The sequence below is a fragment of the Aquimarina sp. Aq107 genome (assembly GCF_943733665.1).
In the GTDB taxonomy this organism is placed as follows: domain Bacteria; phylum Bacteroidota; class Bacteroidia; order Flavobacteriales; family Flavobacteriaceae; genus Aquimarina.
Window position 1 is genome coordinate 4,664,309 of the sequence record NZ_OX030782.1, and the last position, 25,725, is coordinate 4,690,033.

At 32.1% G+C, this 25,725-nt stretch carries 21 protein-coding genes; 11 read left to right on the plus strand and 10 right to left on the minus strand.

Annotated elements, in window-relative coordinates:
- Window positions 1-2 precede the first annotated feature (2 nt).
- The 3 genes from NMK29_RS20245 (at window position 3) to NMK29_RS20255 (ending at window position 7,083) form a co-directional block, all read left to right on the plus strand.
- Entirely contained in the window at window positions 3-3,602 is a 3,600-nt protein-coding gene (locus tag NMK29_RS20245; protein WP_108802755.1) for a M1 family aminopeptidase, read from the plus strand.
- Between the two features lie 236 nt (window positions 3,603-3,838).
- Window positions 3,839-5,347, plus strand: a complete 1,509-nt coding sequence (locus tag NMK29_RS20250; protein WP_108802754.1) for a carboxypeptidase-like regulatory domain-containing protein — start codon at window positions 3,839-3,841, stop codon at window positions 5,345-5,347.
- A gap of 227 nt (window positions 5,348-5,574) precedes the next feature.
- The gene (locus tag NMK29_RS20255) at window positions 5,575-7,083 is read left to right on the plus strand and encodes a carboxypeptidase-like regulatory domain-containing protein (protein WP_254097275.1); all 1,509 of its coding nucleotides are present in this window, start codon (window positions 5,575-5,577) and stop codon (window positions 7,081-7,083) included.
- 4 nt (window positions 7,084-7,087) lie between these two features.
- On the opposite strand, the gene NMK29_RS20260 is transcribed toward NMK29_RS20255, so the two are convergent.
- The 9 genes from NMK29_RS20260 to hemA form a co-directional block, all read right to left on the minus strand.
- Window positions 7,088-7,486 carry a hypothetical protein gene (locus tag NMK29_RS20260; protein WP_027394355.1) on the minus strand — a complete coding sequence of 133 codons (399 nt, stop codon included), beginning with the start codon at window positions 7,484-7,486 and terminating at the stop codon, window positions 7,088-7,090.
- 126 nt (window positions 7,487-7,612) lie between these two features.
- Window positions 7,613-8,224, minus strand: a complete 612-nt coding sequence (locus NMK29_RS20265; protein WP_027394356.1) for a hypothetical protein — start codon at window positions 8,222-8,224, stop codon at window positions 7,613-7,615.
- Between the two features lie 161 nt (window positions 8,225-8,385).
- Window positions 8,386-9,288, minus strand: coding sequence for an oxygen-dependent coproporphyrinogen oxidase (gene hemF / locus NMK29_RS20270; protein ID WP_108802753.1), 903 nt, complete (start codon window positions 9,286-9,288; stop codon window positions 8,386-8,388).
- Between the two features lie 5 nt (window positions 9,289-9,293).
- Complete coding sequence (locus tag NMK29_RS20275; protein WP_108802752.1) at window positions 9,294-10,085, minus strand: EI24 domain-containing protein; 792 nt, start codon at window positions 10,083-10,085, stop codon at window positions 9,294-9,296.
- Window positions 10,086-10,165: 80 nt separating this feature from the next.
- On the minus strand, window positions 10,166-10,654 hold the full coding sequence (locus NMK29_RS20280) for a hypothetical protein (protein ID WP_027394359.1): 489 nt from the start codon (window positions 10,652-10,654) through the stop codon (window positions 10,166-10,168).
- A 1-nt stretch (window position 10,655) separates the two neighbouring features.
- Window positions 10,656-11,681: a uroporphyrinogen decarboxylase gene (hemE, locus tag NMK29_RS20285; RefSeq protein ID WP_108802751.1), complete on the minus strand. Its 1,026-nt coding sequence runs from the start codon at window positions 11,679-11,681 to the stop codon at window positions 10,656-10,658.
- On the minus strand, window positions 11,678-12,340 hold the full coding sequence (locus tag NMK29_RS20290) for a uroporphyrinogen-III synthase (protein ID WP_108802750.1): 663 nt from the start codon (window positions 12,338-12,340) through the stop codon (window positions 11,678-11,680). The genes hemE and NMK29_RS20290 overlap by 4 nt, the downstream gene beginning before the upstream one ends.
- Entirely contained in the window at window positions 12,341-13,255 is a 915-nt protein-coding gene (gene hemC / locus NMK29_RS20295; RefSeq protein ID WP_027394362.1) for a hydroxymethylbilane synthase, read from the minus strand.
- The gene (gene hemA / locus NMK29_RS20300; RefSeq protein ID WP_108802749.1) at window positions 13,255-14,505 is read right to left on the minus strand and encodes a glutamyl-tRNA reductase; all 1,251 of its coding nucleotides are present in this window, start codon (window positions 14,503-14,505) and stop codon (window positions 13,255-13,257) included. Before hemA ends, hemC begins: the two co-directional genes overlap by 1 nt.
- 200 nt (window positions 14,506-14,705) lie before the next feature.
- On the opposite strand from hemA, the gene NMK29_RS20305 reads away from it, so the two are divergent.
- Window positions 14,706-15,596 (plus strand): AraC family transcriptional regulator, encoded by an 891-nt coding sequence (locus NMK29_RS20305; protein WP_108802748.1) that lies wholly within the window; start codon window positions 14,706-14,708, stop codon window positions 15,594-15,596.
- 1 nt (window position 15,597) lies between these two features.
- Here the strand turns inward: NMK29_RS20305 and NMK29_RS20310 are convergent, their stop codons facing one another.
- The gene (locus NMK29_RS20310; protein WP_027394369.1) at window positions 15,598-15,780 is read right to left on the minus strand and encodes a hypothetical protein; all 183 of its coding nucleotides are present in this window, start codon (window positions 15,778-15,780) and stop codon (window positions 15,598-15,600) included.
- A gap of 225 nt (window positions 15,781-16,005) precedes the next feature.
- On the opposite strand from NMK29_RS20310, the gene hemH reads away from it, so the two are divergent.
- The 7 genes from hemH to NMK29_RS20345 all read left to right on the plus strand — a co-directional run bounded on the left by hemH (window position 16,006) and on the right by NMK29_RS20345 (window position 25,683).
- Window positions 16,006-17,046, plus strand: coding sequence for a ferrochelatase (gene hemH / locus NMK29_RS20315; protein WP_027394370.1), 1,041 nt, complete (start codon window positions 16,006-16,008; stop codon window positions 17,044-17,046).
- Complete coding sequence (locus NMK29_RS20320; protein ID WP_108802747.1) at window positions 17,043-18,431, plus strand: MATE family efflux transporter; 1,389 nt, start codon at window positions 17,043-17,045, stop codon at window positions 18,429-18,431. The genes hemH and NMK29_RS20320 overlap by 4 nt, the downstream gene beginning before the upstream one ends.
- A gap of 104 nt (window positions 18,432-18,535) precedes the next feature.
- Window positions 18,536-20,278, plus strand: a complete 1,743-nt coding sequence (locus NMK29_RS20325) for a CocE/NonD family hydrolase (RefSeq protein WP_108802746.1) — start codon at window positions 18,536-18,538, stop codon at window positions 20,276-20,278.
- A 244-nt stretch (window positions 20,279-20,522) separates the two neighbouring features.
- Window positions 20,523-23,588: a glycosyl hydrolase gene (locus tag NMK29_RS20330; RefSeq protein ID WP_234424236.1), complete on the plus strand. Its 3,066-nt coding sequence runs from the start codon at window positions 20,523-20,525 to the stop codon at window positions 23,586-23,588.
- A 3-nt stretch (window positions 23,589-23,591) separates the two neighbouring features.
- Window positions 23,592-24,143 carry a CopD family protein gene (locus NMK29_RS20335; protein WP_108802744.1) on the plus strand — a complete coding sequence of 184 codons (552 nt, stop codon included), beginning with the start codon at window positions 23,592-23,594 and terminating at the stop codon, window positions 24,141-24,143.
- A 21-nt stretch (window positions 24,144-24,164) separates the two neighbouring features.
- Window positions 24,165-24,710 (plus strand): GNAT family N-acetyltransferase, encoded by a 546-nt coding sequence (locus tag NMK29_RS20340; RefSeq protein ID WP_108802743.1) that lies wholly within the window; start codon window positions 24,165-24,167, stop codon window positions 24,708-24,710.
- A 106-nt stretch (window positions 24,711-24,816) separates the two neighbouring features.
- Complete coding sequence (locus tag NMK29_RS20345) at window positions 24,817-25,683, plus strand: YicC/YloC family endoribonuclease (protein WP_091406311.1); 867 nt, start codon at window positions 24,817-24,819, stop codon at window positions 25,681-25,683.
- Window positions 25,684-25,725 lie beyond the last annotated feature (42 nt).

Here is a 25,725-nt window from a genome sequence, read left to right on the forward strand (position 1 = left end):
TTATGAAAGAAATATTCTTATTCGAATTACAGTATCGGTTCCGTAGGCCTGCTACCTGGATTTATGCTGGATTAGGTATGTTAATGGCGGGTTTATTAGCATATTTAATGCAATCATCTACTGCTCAGTTTGTAAACAGTCCCAATAATATTGCTGAGATTATTGGTCCTATTTCTGTTATTTCTATTTTCTTTTATGCAGCTATAATGGGTGTTCCCATATTTAGAGATCAAGATCATAAAACAGCACAAACCTATTTTACCTTTCCAATTACACAAAAGTCCTATGTATTAGGCAGATTCTTTGGAAGTTTTACTATTGTTTCGTTACTAAATATCTTTATTGTCCTTGGAGCGATTATTGGATTTACAATGGGTATGTTAGCCGAAAGACCAGATTATGGAGATTATGATGTTTTTAATATATCATCCTACCTACTGCCTTTTATATTTTTATTACAAGTTAATGCATTTTTAATTGGTGCATTATTCTTTTCTCTTATGGCTTTTTTTAGAAAAATGTCAATTATATATTTAGGAGGGATATGCCTTTTGCTATTGTATACATTAGCTGGTAATTTTTTAGGTGATATTGATAATGAATGGTTAAGTGTGTATTTAGATCCCTTTGGAGGAGAGGCATGGAGCTATGTGAAAAAATATTGGTCAATAAATGAACTAAATACCAATCAATTGCCAATTTATGGTAAGTTTTTATTAAATCGAATGATTTGGCTAGGAATTGGTATTGCATTTTTTCTGATTGCATTTTTTAGATTCGATTATAAAAAATTTCTTGTTTCTAGCAGTAAATCTAAAAAAGTAAATACTGATGAATACGTTCCATCTATGATTAGTTCAATTAATCAGGTATTTAACAAAAAAACAGCTAGAAAGAATTTGTGGTCTTTAAGTAAAATTGAGTTCTTATCGATAATTAAAGACCCTGTTTTTTTAGTTTTGGTTATAATCGGAGTAGTAACATCTATCATTCTTATCTACTTTAATAATGAAACCTATGGAACCCCTAATCTTCCAATTACTAGATATATAATTGATAATATTACCGTTGGAATCACATTACTATCCATAGTAATTTTAATTATTTATGCAGGAGAAGCTGTTCATAGAACGCGTAAAAATAAAACTTTTGTTTTTTATGATGCTTTACCAATAAGCAACCAAAGTTTATACTTTTCTAAAGTATTATCACTAATAGGAATCTCATTAGTATTGACATTAATCCATATTTTGATTGGTATTTTATATCAGACATTTAATGGTTATTTTAATTATGATCTAGGCACATATATTACCTATAACTTCATGATCACTTTTACCAATTTTTTAATGACTACCCTACTAGCGTTTTTTATCCATGTATTGGTCAATAATAAGTTTCTAGGATATTTTATCGTTATATTGATTTATATTGGATCCCCTCTATTAATAACTTTAGCCTTTAAAAGCGACAACCCATTGATTCGTTTCAGAGGAACTACACCTTTTTTTATAAGTGATCTCAACGAATTTGGTCACTATCTTAAAGGTATTTTTTGGTTAAAATTATATTGGATTTTACTAACCGCCATTCTTTTATTAATCGGAATGTTGTTTTGGACACGAGGATTCTTTTCTACTAGTAAAGAAAGATTAACATTTGCAAAAAGAAGGTTTACGGGAAAAACAATTGTTGTTGTGTCTGTCACTTTTATATTATTCATATCTGTAGCGGGATATAGTTATTACAACTTAAAAATTTTGAATACTATAGAGGATGGTGATTTCTTTAATGAAATAGCAGCAAATGCCGAAAAGAAATACATTAGATTGATCAATCAAGCACATCCACAGGTAACTGATCTCAAAGCTTATATTGATGTATTTCCAGAAACAAGAGGATTAAAAGCCAAAGGAGAGTTTACATTAGTTAATAATTACAATACTCCAATTGACACATTATTATTAAATGTTCAATATCCTGCAGAACACACCCAACTAGAAGAAATCTTATATAATGGAAATCCTATCAATCCTATAATTTCTGATACTGTAAATAGAATGTATTTTTATAAATTACCAAATACACTGCAACCTAAGGGCACCGCAGAATTATCAATTTCTATGTCTGCAAAAACTAAAGGTTTTTCCAATAGAATGGAAACTCAGGTATTAAACAATGGTACATTTTTAAACAGTTCTATTTTTCCTAGTTTTCATTATGATATAAGTCTAAGTGATAACGGAATCCGAAAAAAATACGGATTAAAAAAATTAGATTATTTGTTTCCTCCAAGAACAGATTCTACCGCATTAAAGAAAAATTTATTCAATGAAGATGCAAACTATATAAATTTTGAAGCTATTGTAAGTACCTCATCTGATCAGATTGCTATTGCACCTGGTAAATTAGTAAAAGAATGGAAGGAAAATGATAGATCATATTTTCATTATGACTTAGAGTCTCAGACTGATTTATTCTTTAACGTTGTTTCTGCTAGATATGATTTAGAGCGATCCAGTTGGATCGCTCCAAGTGGGAAAAAAGTGGATATAGAAATCTATCATTCTCCCAAACATAAAAGAAACCTTAAATACTTTATTGATGGAGCGAAAGCTGGCTTAGAATATTTTTCTCAGAATTTTCATGAATACCCCAATTCAGTTCTGAGAATTGTAGAGTTTCCCGCGCATGCAACTTTTGCACAATCATTTGCAACTACAATTCCATATTCCGAAAATTTTGGATTTTCTGCCGATTTTGACAAGGCAGAAGATTTTAACTATGCTTTTCGTGTAACAACACATGAAGTAGCACATCAGTGGTGGGGACATATTGTAACACCAAGCAAAACTTCTGGAGCTAATATTATTTCTGAAACTCTAGCCGAATACTCTTCATTAATGACTATGAAAAAGCAATATGGAGAAAATGGCATCAAAAACTTTCTAAAATATTCTCTAGATAATTATTTAAGTAATAGAGCTTTTAGTTTTAAACCGGAACGTTCTTTGATAAATGTAGAAACGGCGCAACACATATGGTATCGAAAAGGGTCTATGATTATGTATGAATTACAAGATATTATTGGCGAAGAAAAAATTAACAAAGCATTAAAGGAATTCTTAGATGAGTATAAAAATTTCGAAAAGGGAGTCTACCCTACTTCAGAAAATTTATATGATGCAATTTATCGTGTAACTCCGGACTCCCTTAAGTATGCTGTAGAAGATGGTTTTAAGGAGATTGTTTTATATGAAAACAGAATCCGAAAAGCCAAAACTAAGAAACTAGATAACGGAACATACGAAACTACGTTTACTGTAGATTCTAAAAAAATCTATTATGATGATGAAGGAAAAGAAGAACGCACCGACGATAAAACAAATTATATAGAAATTGGATTATTCGGTAAAGACATTGTAGACGACCAAGAAGTACCTCTTAAAAACCCATATTATCTAGAGCGAAAATGGTTACAACCAGGAGAAAATACGTTCACCATTATAACGGATAAAAAACCTGAAAAAGCAGGAATTGACCCTTACAACAAATTAATAGACAGAAATTCTAATGACAACTTAGGAGGAATAGAAGAATAAAAGATTCTAATATCTAAAAATCAAAATAATAAGACATCTCTTGTAAGAATTTAGTTAGTTAAATGCCGAAAATCACGATATGAAACAATAGTTTCGATCGTGATTTTCTTTTTTTAATAATTTGTAACAATTTATTTTACCATCCGTCTTCTTGGTATATTTATTGATCAAGCAACCATTATAAATTTATTTGCGTCTATATAAATACGTACATCAAAAAACGAAATCATCAAATCATGAATATCAAAAAACTTACAGTAGTATCAATAACTCTTTTATCAAGTTTGGCTTTATCAGCACAAACTATCAGCTCGACTATAATTGATAAAAAAACAAACGAACCAATTCCTTATGCTACGATACAACTATCAGAACATAAAGGAATCATTACTAATGAAGAAGGAAAATTTAGTATAACTCTAGACGAGCAACTAAAAAAAATAGATTCTATTTATATTTCTTCTATGGGATATCAAAAAGTAGGTATCGCATTAAATACTATTACGGATAGCATCATCTATATTGAACCCAAAGCGATAGAATTAAGTGGTGTTTTTATTTCTAATAAGAATCTAAGTATTGATGAGATTATAGACAATATAAAAGAAAATGTAGGTCAAAACTACAGCAAGGATTTATCTCACAAAAAGCTTTTTTACCGACAATCTGATTTTAGTGATCTTAATAAGATGAATATTAAATTCAAGAAATCAACTATAAAAGAATTCAACAAGAAGTTTATAGATAGTGTGATTTCCATAATTCCTAGAAAATCGGCTTATTACACAGAAGCATTATGTGATCTCTATGGTAATTTTGATAAGCAAAAGCTTAACATAATAAAAGGCGCAGAACTGTATGATAAAAGTAATGATGGATCTATGGAAGCCTTATCCGAAAAGTTAGAAGATATTCTAAAAAAGAATGTGAAACCTAACTCTTACCTAAAAATCAAATCAGGCTGGATATTAGGTACTAAAGTACAAATGGATTCTATCTTTGATGCTAATGAAGAAGCTGCCGAAGTAAAAAATGAAGTAGAAAAACCTAATAAGAATCAAGAAAATTATTTTCTAAACTATAGAAAATCATCTTTAAAGAACCTTTTATCAAGCATGTTCTTCCAAGAAGACTCTAAATTAAACTTTATCGATAAATCTGGACGTTATAAATTTGAATTAATAGATTACACCACCATCGATGATAGTAGCGTATACATTATTAATTTTGAACCTAAAAGAGGTGCGGATTTTAAAGGAACCATCTACGTGAACACTCAAGATTTTGCAGTAATGAGAGTTGACTATGAAAACGTAAAGAATCTAAAGAATTTTGGATTACTTGGTATTAGTTTTCATGATACGATGTATAAAGGTAAAACGATTTTTACTAAAGGTGCAGATGGAAAATATAGTGTTCGATATATAGAAAAAACAAGAGGAAATGTTTTTGGTATCGACAGACCACTTAAAATCATCGAAAAAAATAAATTCGTAAAAGGTAAACGTAAACAAAATGAACTATCTCTAGGACTAGATATCGGTGCTGGCGAAATTAGTAAATACGAAGTAGTAGTTTTCGACTCTCAACCTATTACAGAAAGCGAATATGAGAGTAGTAAAGAAAATAAAAGTATCAAGCCACAATACTTATCTAAATACGATCCAGAATTTTGGAAAGGGTATAACATTATAGAACCAAATACTGCTATTAAACAATTTACAGCGATAGAAGGAGAATCATAAAATATTAGATCATATTGTTTTACCAGGTTTATCTAAAGAACTATCATAAACAATACTAGTATTAGTGTTTCTAAATAATTCATCTCATTTGTTGTTATAAATCAGTAAGTATCTCGTCTTATTTTAAGAATATATTACCATAATGGTATAGTTTTTCGTCGTAACTATGTAATACATACGACGAAAACTATACTTTTATAGTATAATTTTACCAATCCACTGATCCTATGAAAATGAATAAGATTGTATTATTAACCATTGGGATATGGATGATCGCTATCTCAATGAAAGCCCAAACCATAAGTTCTAAAGTATTTGATAAAAAAACCAATCAACCTATTCCCTATGCTACTATCCAGATTGGAGAAAATCAAGGCGTAGTTACAAATGAAGAAGGAAGCTTTAATATTACTTTAGACGATATTCAATCTAAAATTGACTCTATCTACATATCTTCAATGGGGTATTCTACAGTGGGAGTTGCAGTACAAAATATTACGGATAGTATTATCTACATAGAACCAAAAGCAATAGAATTAAAAAGTGTATTTATATCCAATAAAGATCTAGATATTGATGATATCATAGATAATGTGGATGATAATATGGAAGATAATTATAGATCAGATCTTTCCAAAAACAGATTATTTTTTAGAGAAACCAATACCAACTATATTAAAAAAATGGATATTGAGTTTAAAAAATCTACCATAGAAGAGATCGATGAAAAGCTTGTGGATAGTATATCTAAAGTAATCCCTAAAAATTCTGTTTTTTACGCAGAAGCATTATGTGACTTTTATGGAAATACGGATAAGCAAAAGCTTAATGTCATTAAAGGAGCTCGGCTATATGACAAAAACAATAACGGTTCCATAGAAGGAGTCTTTAAGAAAATGGAGAAGATCTTTAAAGATAATGTAAAGCCTAATTCTTACATAAAGATAAGATCAGGACTCTTTAGCCAAAAAGTACAGGTAGATTCTATTCTAAAAGCTAATCAGGATGCTAAAGATATAGCAGATGGAATTGAAAACCCCAAAGAGAATTTCTTCTTCAAATCCAGAAAAATGAATCTTAAGAATCTTTTTAACGAAACATTTTATCAATCAAACACCAAATTAAATGTAATTAAAAATTCTGGCAGATATATTTTTGAACGTGTAGATTATACTATTTTAGGTGATATTGGAGTTTACGTAATCAAATTTACACCTAAAAGAAGAGGAGATTTTAAAGGAACTTTATATGTCAATACAGAAGATTTCGCAGTTATAAGAATTGATTACAAAAATGTAAAACGCTTACGGAGCTTTAACTTATTAGGTGTAAGTTTTGAAGAAAATGGTTATAGTGGTACCACGATTTTTGAGAAAGGTTTTGATGGTAAATATGGTGTAAAGTTTATCGAAAAAATTACTGAAAATAAATTCGGGGTAGATAGGCCATTAAGTATCATAGAAAAAAACAAATATGTAAAAGGAAGGAATAAGCAAAATCAGTTATCTCTTAATCTTGATGTAATTAGTTATGCCAAAAATAAATATGAGATAATTGTGTTTGATGCTAAAAGTATTTCTGAATCTGAATATAATACCAGTAAGGAAAATAAAAATGTACAGTCCACTTATTTATCTCAATACGATCCAAATTTCTGGAAAGGATATAACATCATAGAACCTAATACTGCAATCAAGCAATTTAAGGCCATAGAAGAAGCAATAGAAGATGAGTAAAATATTACTCTATTAATTTCAATGTCTTTAACAGTGCTTCAAAATAAAAATCTTCTTGTTCTGAAATTATGGTAGTCTTATAAGCAGTATTCTTAAGAACATAATGCGATGAAGATTCTATATCTAAATCATTTTGATGTGAGTTTACTATGTTTTGAATAAAATCATTGATTAACAATACCTCATCATACGTAATCTCTCGTCTCAATGTTGGTTGATCACTTTTATATACTAAATAATCATCTCTAAAACTAATTGATTTCTTTGTCTCTCCTAATTTATGAAACTCGAAAGTAAAATCCTGAGAAGCAAATATCTTATTAATATTCTCCACAGTAGGCTCCACTTTTCGAGCGCAGCTAGCACTAACCAAACAAATTGTTATCAGTAAAACTTTTCTCATAAATTCATATTGATTTCTAAAATACAAAAGACTTTGCGGTTAAGACAAAAAAAAAGGTATTGATCAGAACATCAATACCTTTATAGTTTTTAAATAAAACCAATTAACATTATTGGAATTATTGCGTTATTTCGAAGCTAATCTTTTAATAGAATTTTCGAAATCTACGTTCTCAAGATTACTTATTAGCAGCCCAATACCACCGGATCTAGACGCTACAATATACTCAGCTTGATATTTCTTTTCTAATTTATATCCTTTCAGATATTTTAACTTTACAATCTTTGATGTTGGAGTAAAGAAAAATCTTCCGTGGATTCTTTTGTAACGAACTTCTTGGCTAAGTGCTTCGTCTTTTAATTGTCTACTTAAGGCTTCTACCACTGTAGCAGCTCTATGCTCATCTAATTGAAAATAATCACAAGCATAAATAAACACATAATTTTCCACATTTTTCTCATCAACAAAAAGTTGAAAGTCAACATTTTTGTCTTCAATTTTTTTCAATTCCTCTAAGGCAATCTTTTTAAATTTAGGGCTATCCGTAAGAGAATCTAATCTAACTTTAAATTGATCTGGACTTGTTTTTTCGTACCCCTTCGTAAGCATTATTGTATTCTTACGAAATTCGATTGTGTTTTTTGAGAAATTTGAAAATTTGGTTTTCTGCTTACCTCCCTCGAAATATTGACATCCGGTCAGAAGGATCACAGTTAATAATAGTAGAATTTTTTTCATAGGGTTCTGGGTGTTAATTGGTTAAAAATTTATTACTAAGCCCCATAAGTGCGTGCAATATAATAAAAAAAACCTTATTATCAACACTTTATCCTAATTTTTATGCATTTTAACGAATTAATATTTAACTATTACCGGTTTTTTAATTGTTTTTCGTAGGATTACACCCACTCAATTGGATTCTTTAATACTTCTAATAATCGTGCTTCTTCTGTACCTGCTTCTGGATGAAAATCGTACCTCCACTGTACTTGCGGTGGTAAACTCATCAAAATACTTTCAATTCTACCATTTGTTTTTAGTCCAAAAAGTGTTCCTTTGTCGTGCACAAGATTAAATTCTACATATCTACCACGTCTTATCTCCTGCCAATCCTTTTGTGCATCCGAATAGGTTATTTCTTTTCTTTTTTCTACAATAGGTACATACGCTTCTAAAAAACTATTGCCAACTTCGGTTACAAAATCATACCAATCTTGCATACTCATTTTTTCAGTTTTCTTACAATAATCAAAAAACAAACCTCCCACTCCACGTCCCTCATTTCGATGGGCATTATAGAAATATTCATCGCATTTTTTCTTATACAAAGGATAAAACTCTGAATCATGTTTATCACAAGCCATTTTAGACACCGTATGAAAATGTTTGGCATCTTCATCAAATAAATAGTACGGTGTAAGATCCTGTCCACCTCCAAACCAACTATCTACAATAATATCATCGGCATCATACATTTCGAAATATCGCCAATTAGCATGTACCGTTGGTATCATAGGACTTTTAGGGTGCAGAACTAAAGATAATCCACACGCAAAAAAATCTACATCGCCTACCTTAAAATAACTTTGCATGGCTTTAGGCAACTTGCCGTGAACTCCAGAAATATTCACTCCTCCTTTTTCGAAAACTCTACCATTTTCTATTACACGCGTTCTACCTCCGCCTCCTTCCGGTCGTTTCCAAATATCTTCTTTAAACTTGGCGGCACCATCCAAGCTCTCTATACCAGCTGTAATAGTATCTTGTAAATCTTGTATGTACTGATAAAATTTTTCTTTCATCTCTATTATGCTTCAATTTTAGAAACTTTTTGTTGAGTATCTACTTTAATAAGACCTTCTCTATCCAATATTTTGACTGTTTCTGAAGATGCAGCGACTACAGAAATTGGTAACGTTATTATAAATCCGATTATAGGAATAAATAACATTAGCATAAATACAATACCATTGCCAATAGCTGTTCCTCTATTTTTTCTAACAAATTCAATACTATCCTTGTATTTAAAATGGCGTTCCATTGTATAATCTATATTACCAAAACCAACATAATAAGCCTGTACTGCAAAGATTAATATAGTAGCTAATATTCCTATTACAGGAATAATACTTAGGATAAGTAATGGAATAATAAAAAGTAATTCTCTAAATAAGTTTCTAACATTGATACGAATACCTCTCATCAATTGCTGTCTAAACGAAGTATTTCTATGTTCATGATTAGCGTGTTTATCCCCTAAAAGATGTGCCTCTACCTTTTCTGAAACTGGACTCATAAAAGGAGCGGATAATGCCATTACAATATGTTTATATAGCACCAATCCCAAAGCCAATATCAATAGAATACTAAAATATTTACTGATCACCGTAAATGTCTCAGAACCCCAATCCCATACCCAAGCTTTAGCTATCACACTACCCAAAGGATCAGATAAAAACCAAGCTAACGTAACAAATAGGATTCCTGTTAAAAAACTAATAAGAATAGGGATACCGAAGTATTTCCATAGACCCAATTTTGATATTAATGCAAAACCTCCAAAATATGCTTTGATACCATTAATTATATTTTTTATCATAATCAGAAAATTTGGTTAACTCCTTATAAGTAGTACTTTTAATAGTTTTGTTTCAAAATTTTATAGATATTCTAATGGGTTTACTCTGAAAGATATACTAAATCTTCAGAAAAACTTGTTATATCTTCAATTCCTATAACTAGTTTCGCTTGTTGTAGTTTTTCTTCTATAAAGGCAATTACCTCACATTCCGTAGCAATTTTAAGTGTTTTAAAATATCTTCTCCCCAATTGATTGTTATGTAAATCCATTGCTTTTGGAACATCTCCATTAGGTGCTAATTTCTCGTGCAATGTGGTTACCTTATCTGACCAAGTAATGGCTTTAATTTCATCTTTAGAAATCTTAAACACGTTCTGACAGATTAATACATTCCATATCGCGTGTCTAAAGGCATTTGCTTTTCCATTCTTATGATGATTTTGTCCATATAACGAATCGCAGATAACCAGTGTTTTTTTAGTAGCTCTTAATGTTGGAAATATGTATTGTGGTTTTTTTAATACTAAGCCAGCAACCTTAAATAATTGCCAGAAATTAAACTTCTTAATCAAGTTCCAAATTTTCATTCTACACCTGATACTCTTTTACAGCGTCTACAAAAGCCTTAGCATTTTCTACAGGAATATTAGGTAAAATCCCATGCCCTAAATTTGCTATATATCGATCTTTACCAAATTCGTCTATCATCTGCTTAACCATCTTTTTAATATCTGATGGAGGAGATAATAATCGAGACGGATCAAAATTTCCTTGTAATGTAATATTTCCACCGGTAAGGTATCTCGCATTTCGTGCCGAGCAAGTCCAATCAACGCCAAGAGCAGCTACTCCTGAATTAGCCATCTCATTTAATGCAAACCAACAGCCCTTACCAAAAACAATAACTTCTGTTTCATCCTTTAGAGCATCCACAATCTGTTGAATATATTTCCAAGAAAATTCCTGATAATCCACAGGAGAAAGCATTCCTCCCCAACTATCAAACACTTGAACAGCATTCACTCCAGTAGCTACTTTTTTCTTTAAGTAGGCTATGGTAGTGTCTGTAATCTTTTGTAACAACTGATGCGCGGCTTGTGGTTGTGTAAAACAAAAACCTTTTGCTTTATCAAAATTCTTAGAACCTTGTCCTTGCACAGCATAGCACAATATTGTCCAAGGTGACCCCGCAAAGCCAATAAGTGGAACTCTGTTATCTAACTTTTCCTTTGTCAAAGAAATAGCATCCATAACATACCCTAACTCTTCATCAATATCCGGAACAATAACTTGATCCACATCAGCCTGAGATCGAATTGGGTTTGGCAACCAAGGACCAATACCATCTTTCATCTCTACTTCGATATTCATAGCCTGTGGAATTACCAAAATATCACTAAATAGGATTGCTGCATCTGGACCTATGATATCGATAGGTTGCACTGTTATTTCTGATGCTAACTCTGGTGTTCTACATCTTGTAAAGAAATCGTACTTCTTCTTTAACACCATGAACTCTGGTAAATATCTTCCTGCCTGACGCATCATCCAAACTGGAGGTCGATCTACAGTTTCTCCTTTTAAAGCTTTAAGAAATAAATCGTTTTTTATCATATCCGTTTATAAAAGTATTTTACCGTTTGAACAAGAACATTCTCAACGGTTGGTTTGTTAGCAACAATGCAATTCTTAGTATGTTTTTTAGCTTCAGAAGCTGTTGTATTTCCTATACAAAAAGCCATGCTTTCATCTAATGTGTTAGTCATAGTATAGCTTTGTACTCCTGATGGACTAAAAAACAATATTCCTTCGAATGTACGGTCGAACTTCTTAGATTTCATATGCGTTTTATACACTACAATTTGTTCTAATTGAATGGTATTTTCTTTTAGAGTTAAAGGTAATTCCGCTCTTCTCATATTTCCGCAAAAAAAGTAAAACTGCTCCTTTTTATAGCTTTTTACTATAATTTTGGCCAAATTTGAAGCATTCTGAGCTATTTCTACAACTTTTTGTCCATTTTCTTCCAATAGTTTTTTAGTATTCTCTCCAACACAGAAACAATTTTCTATAGTAAATTCAGAGTTTTGAATAGCCTTTACTGCATTCTTACTGGTAAAAATGGCATTCTTTATATCTCGATTAAATTTAAGCTCCAATAACTCAATTTCGATTGCGTTATACTCAACAAATCCAATTCCAGAATTTAACAACAATTCTTTTTGAGAAGAGGAGAGTTTTCTTGTGGATAATATGGTAGCATTAGCATTCAATTATTGTAAGTCTGCTTTAATTTTCTTCATTAATTCTTTACCACCTTTGTTTAGAACTTCCTGAGCACATTGTATTCCAAACCCATCTCTTTCGGTAAGGTTAATCGATTTAGCAATATCAATTTTTTCTTTTCCGTCTAAACTCATTAAAACTCCTGTGAAATTGATTTGATCATCTTTAATAGTCGCCAAAGCTCCAATTGGCGCGGTACAACCTCCTTCTAGTTTTCGTAGAAATTCTCTTTCTATATGCACACATACTTTAGATTCTTCGTGGTCAAGATGAGAAAGTGCCTCTAAACAATATAAATCTTCCTCTTTGGCTACCACTAACATAGCTCCTTGAGCAGGAGCTGGAATCATCCAATCTAGGTCTAAATAATTCTTTGGTTTTAAGTTAATTCGTTCTAATCCAGCAGCCGCAAAAATAGCTCCATTCCAATCATTATTTTCTAACTTTTTCATTCGGGTATTTACATTTCCCCTTAGATCTACAACAGAATGATCTGGATATTTATGCAACCACTGCGCTTGTCTTCTTAGGCTTCCAGTGGCAATTGTTCCTTTCGATTGTAAAAAGTCAAGTCCTTTGTGTAATAGAATATCCTGTACATTAGCCCTTTCTAAAACCGCTCCTTCTACAATTCCTTTTGGTAAAGCTGTAGGAACATCTTTCATAGAATGAACAGCAATATCAATATCATTATTAATCATCGCGATATCCAAGGTTTTGGTAAAAATTCCGGTGATTCCTAATTCATACAATGGTTTATCTAAAACAATATCTCCTGTAGACTTTACAGGTACTAATGTTGTAGTATATCCAAGGTTTTTTAACTTATCTTGTACCGTATGAGCTTGCCAAAGCGCTAACTCACTATCTCTCGTACCAATTCGAATTGTTCTATTTTGCACTACTTATTGTGTATTTGGAATACTTTCTGAATCAATTCTATACTTTCATCAGAAGAAGTGTTTTCATCTTTAAGATGACTTGCAAAGTGATTTGTAATTTTTTGGATAATACGATCACTAATTATTGTCGCCTGTTCTTCGTTAAAATCCAAAAACTTTTTGCGTTGTAAATTGATTTCCGCATCCTTAAAAGAAGCCAATTTATTTTTTAATGCCTTTATTGTTGGTGCGAATTTTCTAGTCTCTAACCAACTATCAAATTCCGACTTAACTTCATCAATAATACCTTCTGCTTTAGGGATATGGACTCTTCTTCGTTGCAATGTATCATCTGTAATTTTAGACAAATGGTCCATATGTACTAAAGTAACATTTGGTAATTCTGTGACATTGATATCCACATTTTTTGGAACAGACAAATCCAAAATAAGTAATGGCTTATCCGTACTAATACTATCTTTAGTAATTGTAGGTTTTTGAGCGCCAGTAGCCACAATTAATACATCAGAATGATCAACTTCTTGTTTAAGATTATCATAATCTTTAACTATCAGGTTAAATTTTCCTGCTACTTTTTCAGCCTTATCTCGAGTACGATTAATTAAAACAATATGATCATTTTTAGTATGCTTTACTAGATTTTCGCAAGTATTCCTTCCTATTTTTCCAGTACCAAATAACAATATATTTTTATCAGATACATAAGGAACACGTGCCAAAATGTATTGAACCGCAGCAAAACTAACCGATGTTGCACCGCTAGAAATCTCAGTTTCATTTTTGATACGTTTACTAGCTTGGATAACCGCATTTGTCAATCGTTCTAAAAACGGATTGATCATTTGGATTTTCTTAGAAGCTCGAAAACCTGCTTTTATTTGTCCTATAATTTCGAAATCACCCAAAATCTGACTATCCAATCCAGTTCCTACTCTAAATAAATGCGAAACTGCCTTGCTGTTTTTATGAACATATGCAACTTTCTCAAACTCCTCAACAGTTCCATGTGTATGTTCACATAAAAGTTTAATCAATTGAAACGGATGTTGTGCAAAACCATACAGTTCAGTACGGTTACACGTAGACATTACTAAAAGTCCTTCTACTCCTTCTTCCTTTGCCTGCTTAAGAATTAATGTCTTTGCTTCTTCATTTATACTAAAATGACCACGTATCTCAGCATCAGCTTTTTTATAGCTGAGACCAATTGTATAAAAATTAGCTCCTTTAGTACGTAGGTGAAGTTCCATTGGGTTGTCTCAATTTTTTCCGTAGCAAAAATATCCCAGATCCACTCTAAAAAATAACGCTAGAAGTTTTTTAAGTATCGAAATACGTTCTTTATGGCTTCAAAAACACAAAATCACGTAAAAACACCTATTTTTGTATAAGTACCAAAGGTTGTTAATTCAATTGTTTAGATTTGTTCTAAATAAATATTATTGTAAATATGGAAATACAATTAAAAAATAACGCTCCAGGAATTCTTGAAGAAACCATTATAGAGGATGGTTTTTATATTCTCAAGTTTCAAAATGAAACTAATGATAGTCAACGTATTATAAGAGATATTGATAGTAGTTATATTCAATTTCATTTCTGTATTAAAGGTAGCATGAAATTTAATTTTAATAATGGAAGCTATGCAATACCGCTACCAGAAAAAAAATCTCTTCTTCTTTACAATCCACAACGTGATTTACCAATGAACCTAGAGATGGAAAAAGATTCTTGTTTGATATCTCTTCTAATTTCCATTAAAAAATTTCATTCTTTATTTTCAAAAGAAGCAGACTATATTCCATTTTTGGGAGAGGGAAATAGAGATAAAAAATATTATACCGATACAGATGTTTCTCCTTCTATGGTCGTAGTTCTAAACCAAATTTTAAATTATAATTTACATAATTCTATCAAGCTATTGTATTTTAAAGGCAAATCTTATGAATTATTAAGTTTATATTTTAATAAACCAGAAGATGCGGATATTGATCAATGTCCTTTTCTTGTTGACGAAGAAAATGTTCTTAAAATCAAACAAGCAAAGGAAATTATTATTTCGAAAATGGCAGAACCTCCAACACTTCAAGAGTTGTCTAAAGAAATTGGATTACCCCTTAGCAAGCTCAAAGATGGTTTTAAACAAATTTATGGAGAACCAGTATATGCTTTTTTATTTGATTACAAGATGGAAGTAGCTCGTCAATTATTAGCTTCGGGAAGTCATAATGTTAATGAAGTAGGATTAAAAGTAGGATATAGCACAGCAAGCCACTTTATAGCTGCATTTAAAAAGAAATTTGGGACTACCCCAAAAAAATATGTCATGAATCTTAGTTAACTTATTGGTCTAATGGTTCCTTAACAGGAATTCCTTCTCCTTTTTGTAAAGAAACTATAGAATCATACATTCCCTTATCATCCTCATCCGCACCTCCTAATACGGATACAAACTCGAAATGCTCCAATAATTCTAGGATAAAGGGTAATTTATCCTTTTCTACGTCTACAATAATACGTTTCATCTCAATGCTTTTTTGATATTATAAAAATAAGAAAATATTATCTGAGAGTTCCTTGTTTATAATAATTTAACTTGCCCATAAAATTTACAAACAACAAAAAACACGAGCGTCTTATACATTTATTTCAGCATATTATCAACAATCATGCTATCAATAAGTCTTATTATAATTTTATGATCTATCCATAGAATAGTTTGTATTTTTACCTTTCGAAAAAGAAAAATTATGAGTAAAGGAGTACTTCTTGTCAATTTAGGATCCCCTGATAGTACGGATCCAAAAGATGTAAAGAAATATCTTGGCGAATTTTTAATGGATCCCCGTGTTATAGATGTACCATTATGGGCAAGAACTTTATTGGTTAAAGGTATAATCCTTAATACACGTCCAAAAAAATCCGCAGCAGCTTATAAAAAAATATGGTGGGATGAAGGTTCTCCGCTTATTGTTCTTTCTGAAAGACTACAGAAAAAAGTAGCTGAGCGAACTTCAATTCCTGTTGGGTTAGCAATGAGATATGGATCTCTAAACATCAAAAAAGGATTACAAGAATTACATGACAAAGGAGTGGACGAAGTTCTAATAATTCCTTTGTATCCCCAATTCGCAATGGCAACCACCGAAACTATTTTAGTACTTGCCGAAGAATTACGAAAGGAGCATTTTCCGCAAATGAAATTTACGGATATTCCTGCATTTTATGATAAGAAGGAATATATTGAAGTATTGTCTAATAGTATTGCTGAAAAAATTAAAGATTTAGACTATGAACATCTTCTATTTAGCTATCATGGAGTTCCAGAAAGACATATAAGAAAAAGCGATGTTAGTAACGGAAACTGTAAAATGGATGGGAAATGTTGTTTTAAAAAAGGATCCGTACAACACGAATTTTGTTATCGTCACCAATGTGAAATGACAACTGTACAAGTAGCTAAAAAATTAGGACTAAAGAATGGCACATATTCTACATCATTTCAATCTAGATTAGGTTTCGATCCTTGGTTACAACCTTATACAGATAGAACTATCGAAAGAATGGGAAAAGAAGGAATTAAAAAAATGGCAATTGTTACTCCGGCATTCGTTTCTGATTGTTTAGAAACACTTGAAGAAATAGCCATGGAAGGCGAAGAAATTTTTCACGAAGTTGGTGGTAAAGAATTCACTACAATCCCTTGTCTTAATGATCGTGATGATTGGTCTGATGTTTTGGGGAATTGGGTTAATGAGTGGGCTGAAGCTAAAACCCCAGTTCTAAAATGACAAAAACAAGCTCTGAAGCTTTAGGAACACAACCCATTGGGAAACTCTTAATACAGCAAGCTGTTCCTGCATCCATAGGAATATTAGTCATGTCACTAAACATGATCGTTGATACTGCTTTTTTAGGAAACTGGATAGGCGGGTTAGCAATTTCGGCAGTACAAGTAGTTCTTCCTTTTACTTTTTTTATAGGAGCTATTGGTTTAGCAATAGGTATTGGAGGCAGTTCCGTTTTATCAAGGGCATTAGGATCTGGAGATCAAGATAAAGCATTAAGGGTTTTTGGAAATCAGACGACACTTACTTTTTTAATTTCTGGTTCATTAGCATTAATTGGATTATTATTTCAAGATTTTTTTATTGGTTTTCTGGGGGCCGAAGAATCTTTTAAAGAATACGCTCTTGTATACTATAAAATTGTTCTGTATGGTATTGTGATGTTATCCATGTCTATGATGGGTAATAATGTAATTCGCGCAGAAGGCAAACCAAAATTTGCGATGGTCGCTATGATATTACCAGCTATAGGTAATATTTTTCTAGATTATATTTTAATTAATGTTTTGGGATATGGAATGGAAGGAGCAGCCTGGGCCACTTTTATTAGCTATGCTATTTGCTTTGGATTTATACTATGGTTTTTTGTTGCTAAAAGCGAACTAAGATTAAATCTAGAATGCATAAAACTAAAAAAGAAAATTGTAAATGAAATAAGTGGTTTAAGCTTTGTAACCTTAGCCAGACAGGGCACCATTGCTGTTTTGGGAATTCTATTAAATAATGTACTTGGTAATTATGGTGATGAATTAGATATCGCATCTTACGGAATTATCAGAACAGTACTGATGTTTGCTTTATTCCCTGTAATTGGTGTTAATCAAGGATTTATGCCAATTGCCGGATATAATTATGGAGCAGAGAAATTTCAACGTGTCCGAGAATCTATTAATACGTCTATCACTTATGGAGGAATACTAGCTATTTTAATATTTACCATTATCATGGTTTTCCCGCAACAGTTTATCTCTATTTTTGTGAGCACTAAAGAATCATTAGATCCTGAAACACTTGCAAATAACAAAGAGATCCTAAATAGGACTCCTTCAGCATTACGAATTGTTTTTCTTGCAACTCCTGTAATCATTGTACAACTTATAGGATCAGCATATTTTCAGTCTATAGGAAAAGTAATCCCTGCACTATTGCTAAGCTTGACAAAACAAGGCTTCTTTTTAATTCCACTTATCCTATTATTACCTACATTTTTTGGAGTTTTTGGAGTTTGGATTGCGTTCCCTATAGCCGATGTAGTCTCTACAATTCTTACGGGATATTACTTAAATAGAGAGGTTAGAAAAACTTTGGTGCTTCCAAAAAATGTTTAATTAATATAAGCACTAGATAAATCAAATATTTTATTTTCTATATTTAGATTTTAGTTTTGAAATATCCTTTACAACATTGTTATCAATAATAAAAAATGTATTGAATGAAACAAACCTTCGTCATTATTATTCTGGTATTTATTAATTGGACGTCAGTTTACACGCAGGATATAGACATAAAACTCTATCAAAATATTCCGATGAGGGATGGTATCAAACTATCTGCAAACATCTATTTTCCTAACACTACTAAAAAATCGTATCCGGTAATACTTATATATACACCATATGTTAATGATGAGGCAGTTGAAAGAGGAATGTACTTTGCCAAGGAGGGTTATGTCTTTATTACACTCGATCTTAGAGGTAGAGGAAATTCTGAAGGAGAATACAGACCATTTGAAAAAGATGGGATGGACGGTTATGATGCCGTCCAATGGATAAGTCAACAGGATTGGTGTAATGGAAACATTGGTATGATGGGAGGGTCGTATCGAGGTATGGTCCAATGGATGACCTTAAAGAATAAACCAACAGCACTTAAAACCATTGTCCCAACTGCAGCAGTTGGACCAGGTATTGACTTTCCAAAATATGATGGAATATTTAGTAACTATGCTCTACAATGGTTAAATTTTACAGGTGGTAAAAGTAGAAATAACAATTTGTTTAATAATGGAACTTTTTGGAGTAATAAAGCGACTAAAAAATATAAAGAGTTTATTCCATATAAAGATTGGGATCTCCTAGCACTAAACAAACGTAATCCCGTTTTTCAAACCTGGATTTCTCATCCAGATTTTGATGAATACTGGCAAAATTTTTATCCTACTCCAAAAGAATATGAATCATTTGATCTACCTATTCTTACCATAACAGGAGCTTTTGATGCTGACCAACCAGGTGCAATGACCTATTATGAAGATCATATGAAATACGGAAATCCAGCGGGTAAAACCAATCATTATTTAATTTTTGGACCTTGGTCTCATGCCGGCACACGTAAACCAGAAACGGAATTGGGAGGTCTTACCTTCGGAAGTGATTCTAAACTTGATATGAAAAAACTCCATTTGGAATGGTTTAATTGGACACTCAAAAATGAGAAAAAACCAAGGTTCTTAAAAGATCGGGTAAACTATTATATAATGGGCCAAAACAAGTGGATGTACGCCAATCAAATGGATGCTATTTCAAATGACACGATCACTTACTACTTATCTAGTCCAAATTCTAATGCAAAATTATTAATTGATCCGGGACATCTTTCACCCCAAATATCCTCAGTGCCTGACACTGATATTATTGCATATGATCCTTTGGATACGGAAAATACAGCAAGTTATTCGGGATCGGATTACTATACAGCACCGATACCAATAGAAGAAAAAGGAAGAATACTATATGTCTCTAATAAACTAGATAACACCACCACAATAATCGGAAGATTCGAAGTAGGGCTATATATATCTTTAGATGTTCCTGATACAGATCTACAAGTTTCACTAAACGTAGTTAATGAAGCTGGCCAAGTTAAATATATAGGATCTGATATGCTTCGGTTAAGATATCGCGAGGGATTGAATCAACCAAAATTAGCAGTGCCTGATGAAGTCTTCTTCTGTAAATTTGATACACCGTTTATCACAGCTCTTGAATTAAAAAAAGGAAGTAGATTTATTTTTTCTATCAATTCTATAAACTCTAAGTATCTACAAAAAAATTATAACTCTGGCAAAGACGTTTCGCTGGAAACAAAAGAAGATGCTAAAAAAGCAGAAATCACAATTTATCATTCTCCAGAAAACCCCAGTTACATAAAGATCCCTATAAATAGTAAAAAGTAATCTAGGAAATTCTTCTAAAACAGATTAACATTAGTATAAATCGATTTGAAATCATACTATCAAAAATACCAATTGAATCAACTAAGGTTAAAATTACGTGAAAATCTTTCTCAATAGCCATTTATTCCAGATTTTAGTAGACCATCAAATCTACTAATTATGAATTTTTATGTACTAAGGCATAATCTCTAAACTCAACTAAATGTACTCAAGAATTTTTAAACTTACTCTGATTGCTATTCTTATGATTGGCAATTTTTCATCATTAAACGCGCAAACATTTAACGAGGAACTATACGATGCATTAGAATATCGATTAGTTGGCCCTTTTAGAGGAGGTCGAAGTGCCGCTGTAACAGGTGTTCCTGGAAAACCAAATCTTTTTTATTTTGGAGCCACTGGTGGTGGTGTATGGAAGACAACCGACGGTGGACGTACCTGGGAAAATATATCTGATGGTTTTTTCGGAGGATCGATTGGTTCTATTTCTGTTTCTAAAAGTGATCCTAATGTTATTTATGTTGGTGGTGGTGAAAAAACACTTCGCGGAAATGTATCTTCTGGTTATGGAGTATGGAAAAGCGTAGACGCTGGAAAAACTTGGAACCAATCTGGTCTTCCCAAAAGTAGGCATATTCCAAGAATAGCGATACACCCAACCAATCCAGATATTGTATATGCCGGTGTTCTAGGAAATATTTATAAACCTACTCAAGATCGCGGTGTTTATAAAAGTATTGATGGTGGAAAGACTTGGAATAAAGTATTATTTGCTAATCAAAATGCTGGTGCAGTGGATCTAACATTAGATCCTAATAATCCTAGAATTCTGTATGCATCGACTTGGAATGCAAGAAGAACACCTTACAGCTTAAGCTCTGGAGGTAATGGTTCTGCACTATGGAAAAGTACAGATAGTGGAAAAAATTGGAAAGAAATATCTAAAAACAAAGGTTTTGCAAAAGACACCTTAGGGATTATGGGAGTTACCGTTTCTCCTGTTAATAGTGAAAGAGTTTGGGCTATTGTAGAGAATAAGGAGAAAGGTGGTGTTTACAGAAGTGATGATGGTGGCGAAACTTGGAACCAACTTAACAGTGATCGAAGTCTTCGTCAACGTGCTTGGTATTACTCTCGTATTTATGCTGATCCAAAAGACAAAGATGTCGTATATGTAGTTAATGTATCTTACCATAAAAGTAAGGACGGTGGAAAAAACTTTAGTAGTTTCAGAGCACCTCATGGAGATCATCACGATTTATGGATTGCTCCAGAAAATCCAAAACGAATGGTTATTGGTGATGATGGTGGTGCGCAGATTACTTATGACGGTGGAGAAACTTGGAGTACATACCATAATCAACCAACTTCTCAATTTTACAGAGTTACCACCGATAATAGTTTTCCTTATAGAATTTATGCGGCACAACAAGATAATTCTACCATTAGAATTAATCATAGAAGCACAGGTTGGTCTATTTCCGAAGATGATTGGGAATCTACAGCAGGAGGAGAATCTGCACATATTGCTATAGACCCTAAAGATAATGACATCGTTTATGGAGGTAGTTATGACGGGTTCTTAACTAGAGTAAATCATAAAACCGAAACGGTAAGATCTATTAGCGTTTGGCCAGATAACCCAATGGGGCATGGAGCAGAAGATATGAAATATCGCTTTCAATGGAATTTTCCGATTATGTTTTCAAAACACAATCCAAATAGATTATATACTTTTTCAAATCAGGTTCACGTAACCGAAAATGAAGGTCAAAACTGGGAAGTGATTAGCCCTGATCTTACTAGAAATGATCCAAGCAAACTTAAATCTTCAGGAGGTCCAATTACTCAAGATAATACATCGGTTGAATATTACTGTACTATTTTTGCTGCTGCCGAAAGCCCTAAAAAAGAAGGATTATTATGGACTGGAAGTGATGATGGATTGATTCATGTAAGTAAAGATGGTGGAAAAAACTGGAGTAATGTGACTCCTAAAGGGATGCCAGAATGGATGATGATTAACAGCATAGAACCTAGTAGTTTTGATGAAGGAACTTGTTATATCGCAGGTACTCGTTATAAATCTGGAGATTTTGCCCCATACCTTTATAAAACTACAAATTATGGACAATCTTGGACTAAAATTACCAGCGGAATAGCTGGCGAACATTTTACACGTGTACTTCGTGCAGATCCAAAACGAAAAGGATTGTTATACGCCGGTACAGAAACAGGAATGTACATTTCTTTCAACGACGGTATAAGCTGGAAACCATTTCAATTAAACCTTCCTATTGTACCAATAACAGACCTTGTCATTAAAGACAATAATTTGATAGTGGCAACGCAAGGTCGAAGTCTTTGGATCATCGATGATCTTACCGTATTACATCAACTTAGTAATAGTTTAAAAACTCAAGAAAACATCCTATTCAAACCTAAAAACACATATAGAATGCGTGGTGGTGGAAGAAAAGGTTCTAAAACCGAAGGAACCAATCATCCTAGCGGTGTAATTACTTATTTTAACCTTAAAAACTTTGATAAAGAAAAAGATACCGTTTCATTAACATATTTTAATACTAAGGGCGATACTATCAAATCTTTTAGTACTAAAGCAAAAGAGAAAAAAGATAAATTAAGTGATCTAAAAAAAGGATCCAATCAATTTAACTGGAATATGCGGGGTGATGGTGCAGAAAAATTAAAAGGAATGATTTTATGGTGGGCAAATCTTGATGGTCCTAAAGCTGTTCCTGGAAATTATAAGGTAAGCTTAAATGTAAATGGAAAAGAGGTTTCGCAACCGTTCACCATTTTAGCAGATCCAAGAGCAGAAGCTACAGCGCAACAAATGCAACAACAATTTGATTTTATTACTAGTGTAAATGAAATGGTAGACAAAGCACATCAATCTATCAAAAAAATAAGGAAGATCAACAATCAATTAAAATCTTTCTCGAAACAATATAAAGAGAATGATAAGACAAAAGATTTAGTTGCTAAAGCTAAAGATTTACAAAAGCAGTTTGGAGAAATTGAGAAAGCACTATATCAAACTAAAAACCGAAGTGGTCAGGACCCTTTAAACTTCCCTATAAAATTGACCAATAAACTAGGGCATTTAAACTCATTAGTAGGAATGGGAGATTTTGGACCAACAGCACAAGATATAGCTGTAAAAAATGAACTTACAAAACAGATTAACGAGCAACTAAACTCTTTTGATAAATTAATTTCGGAAGAAATAAAAAGCTTTAACTCAGAATTCAATACCTTGCAGCTTAATTATCTTTTTGTAGAGTAATACATGCAAGAATACTATAACTATATAAAAGCCCTGCACCTGATCTTTGTTATTACATGGTTTGCAGGGCTTTTCTATATTCCTAGATTGTTTATTTATCAAATCGAAGCCTCTCAAAAACCTTCTCCTGATAAAGAGATTTTAGGTAATCAACTAAAGTTAATGGCCAAACGTCTTTGGTATATTATCACTTGGCCATCAGCGATATTAGCAACAACTTTTGCCATTTGTCTTTTGATTTTAAGACCAATGCTTTTAGATCTTCCTTGGATGCACGTAAAGCTAGGGTTTGTCGTTTTACTAATTATATATCATCTTAAAAGTCATCAGATATTCAAACAACTACAAATTGGTGTTGTTACATGGACCTCTAATCAAATGAGACTATGGAACGAAGGAGCTACCATTATACTCTTTGCCGTTATATTTTTAGTAATTGTTAGAGATGCGGTTAATTGGATTTATGGAGTTGTTGGTATTCTATTACTTGCTATTTTATTAATGCTTGGAATAAAGTTTTACAAAAGAATAAGAGATAAAAATCCTAATGCTTAAAAATATAGTTTCCCGTTACAATTGAGTTTTTTCCCAAAAACATATTCAGCAAAAAATAATCGTACTGTCACGATAAGACAAGCAGTATCCGATGATGCATCGAATTTATTAAAACTAAAACTTCAATATCTAAAAAATACTGAGACGCTCCCTTTATTTGAAAACGAATATCCAAATGACATTGATCAAGAGAGAGATTTTATAGAAAGGTTTCAGTCAGAGAAAAACAGTATTATTTTGGTAGCCTTATGTGATGATGTAATGATCGGAAATATAGATCTCACAGGAAGTTGGCGAAAAAAAATGGAACATACTGGAATGATCGGAATGGGAATTCATACGCAGTGGCAAAATCAAGGCATTGGAACATTATTGCTTCAAAACACAATAGATTGGGCGCAACAAAACGAAATATTAAAAGTAATTTGGTTAGAAGTATATGAAAGTAATCAATCTGGAATTGTTTTATATAAGAAAACTGGCTTTACAAAATCGGGTATTATTCCCAATTTCTTTTTAGAAAACGATGCATATATTGATAAAATTATTATGTCTAGAGAGGTATAGCCGCTAAAAAACATCTAGATCACGCCTAAAATCATTCTCAAGAGCTGCACCTCACTACTTTTATGTATCTTCGTGTAATTTTTTAATCCAGTACTGATATAAGCATATGATCAAATCAATGACAGGTTTTGGGAAGTCTATCCTTCAACTTCCTACAAAGAAAATTACTATTGAGGTAAAATCTTTAAACAGCAAAAACTTAGACCTAAACGCTAGAATACCTTCTCAATATCGCGAAAAAGAGCTGGAAATGCGTAAAACCATTGCTAAAACGCTAGAAAGAGGTAAAGTAGATTTTAGTCTGTATGTAGAAGTCACCGGAGAAGAAAACTCAACTAAAATTAATGAATCTATTGTAAAAGATTACATGAAACAACTAGGTTCTATCTCTCTTTATGCAAAGCAAGAAGAATTAGAATTAATAAAAATGGCAGTTCGAATGCCAGATGCTTTAAAAACAGAACGTGCAGAAGTTGATAAAAAAGAATTTGAAGCTATAAAAGGAGGTTTGTCTGATGCTCTTAAAGCTATAGAAAACTATAGGCTTGACGAAGGAAAAGCTTTAGAAAAGGATTTTATTACTCGCGTTAAAAACATTGGGGATTTACTTGAAAAAGTAATTGCAATTGATCCAGAGCGTATCGAAGTGGTTAGAGAGCGTTTACACAAAGCTGTCTCTGAATTAAAGGAACAAGTTGATGAAAATCGTTTTGAACAAGAATTGGTATATTATTTAGAAAAATTTGATATAACAGAAGAAAAAGTACGACTTGCTAACCATTTAGAATATTTTACTACCACTATAAATACTAAAGATTCTAACGGTAAAAAATTAGGATTCATTACACAAGAAATTGGTCGAGAGATTAATACCATTGGAAGTAAATCTAATTATGCTCCAATGCAACAACTGGTAGTTCAGATGAAAGATGAATTAGAAAAAATCAAAGAACAGTTGCTAAATATTTTATAACGATTTAGGACGATATTTTATAAAAAAGTGGATTTACATAAT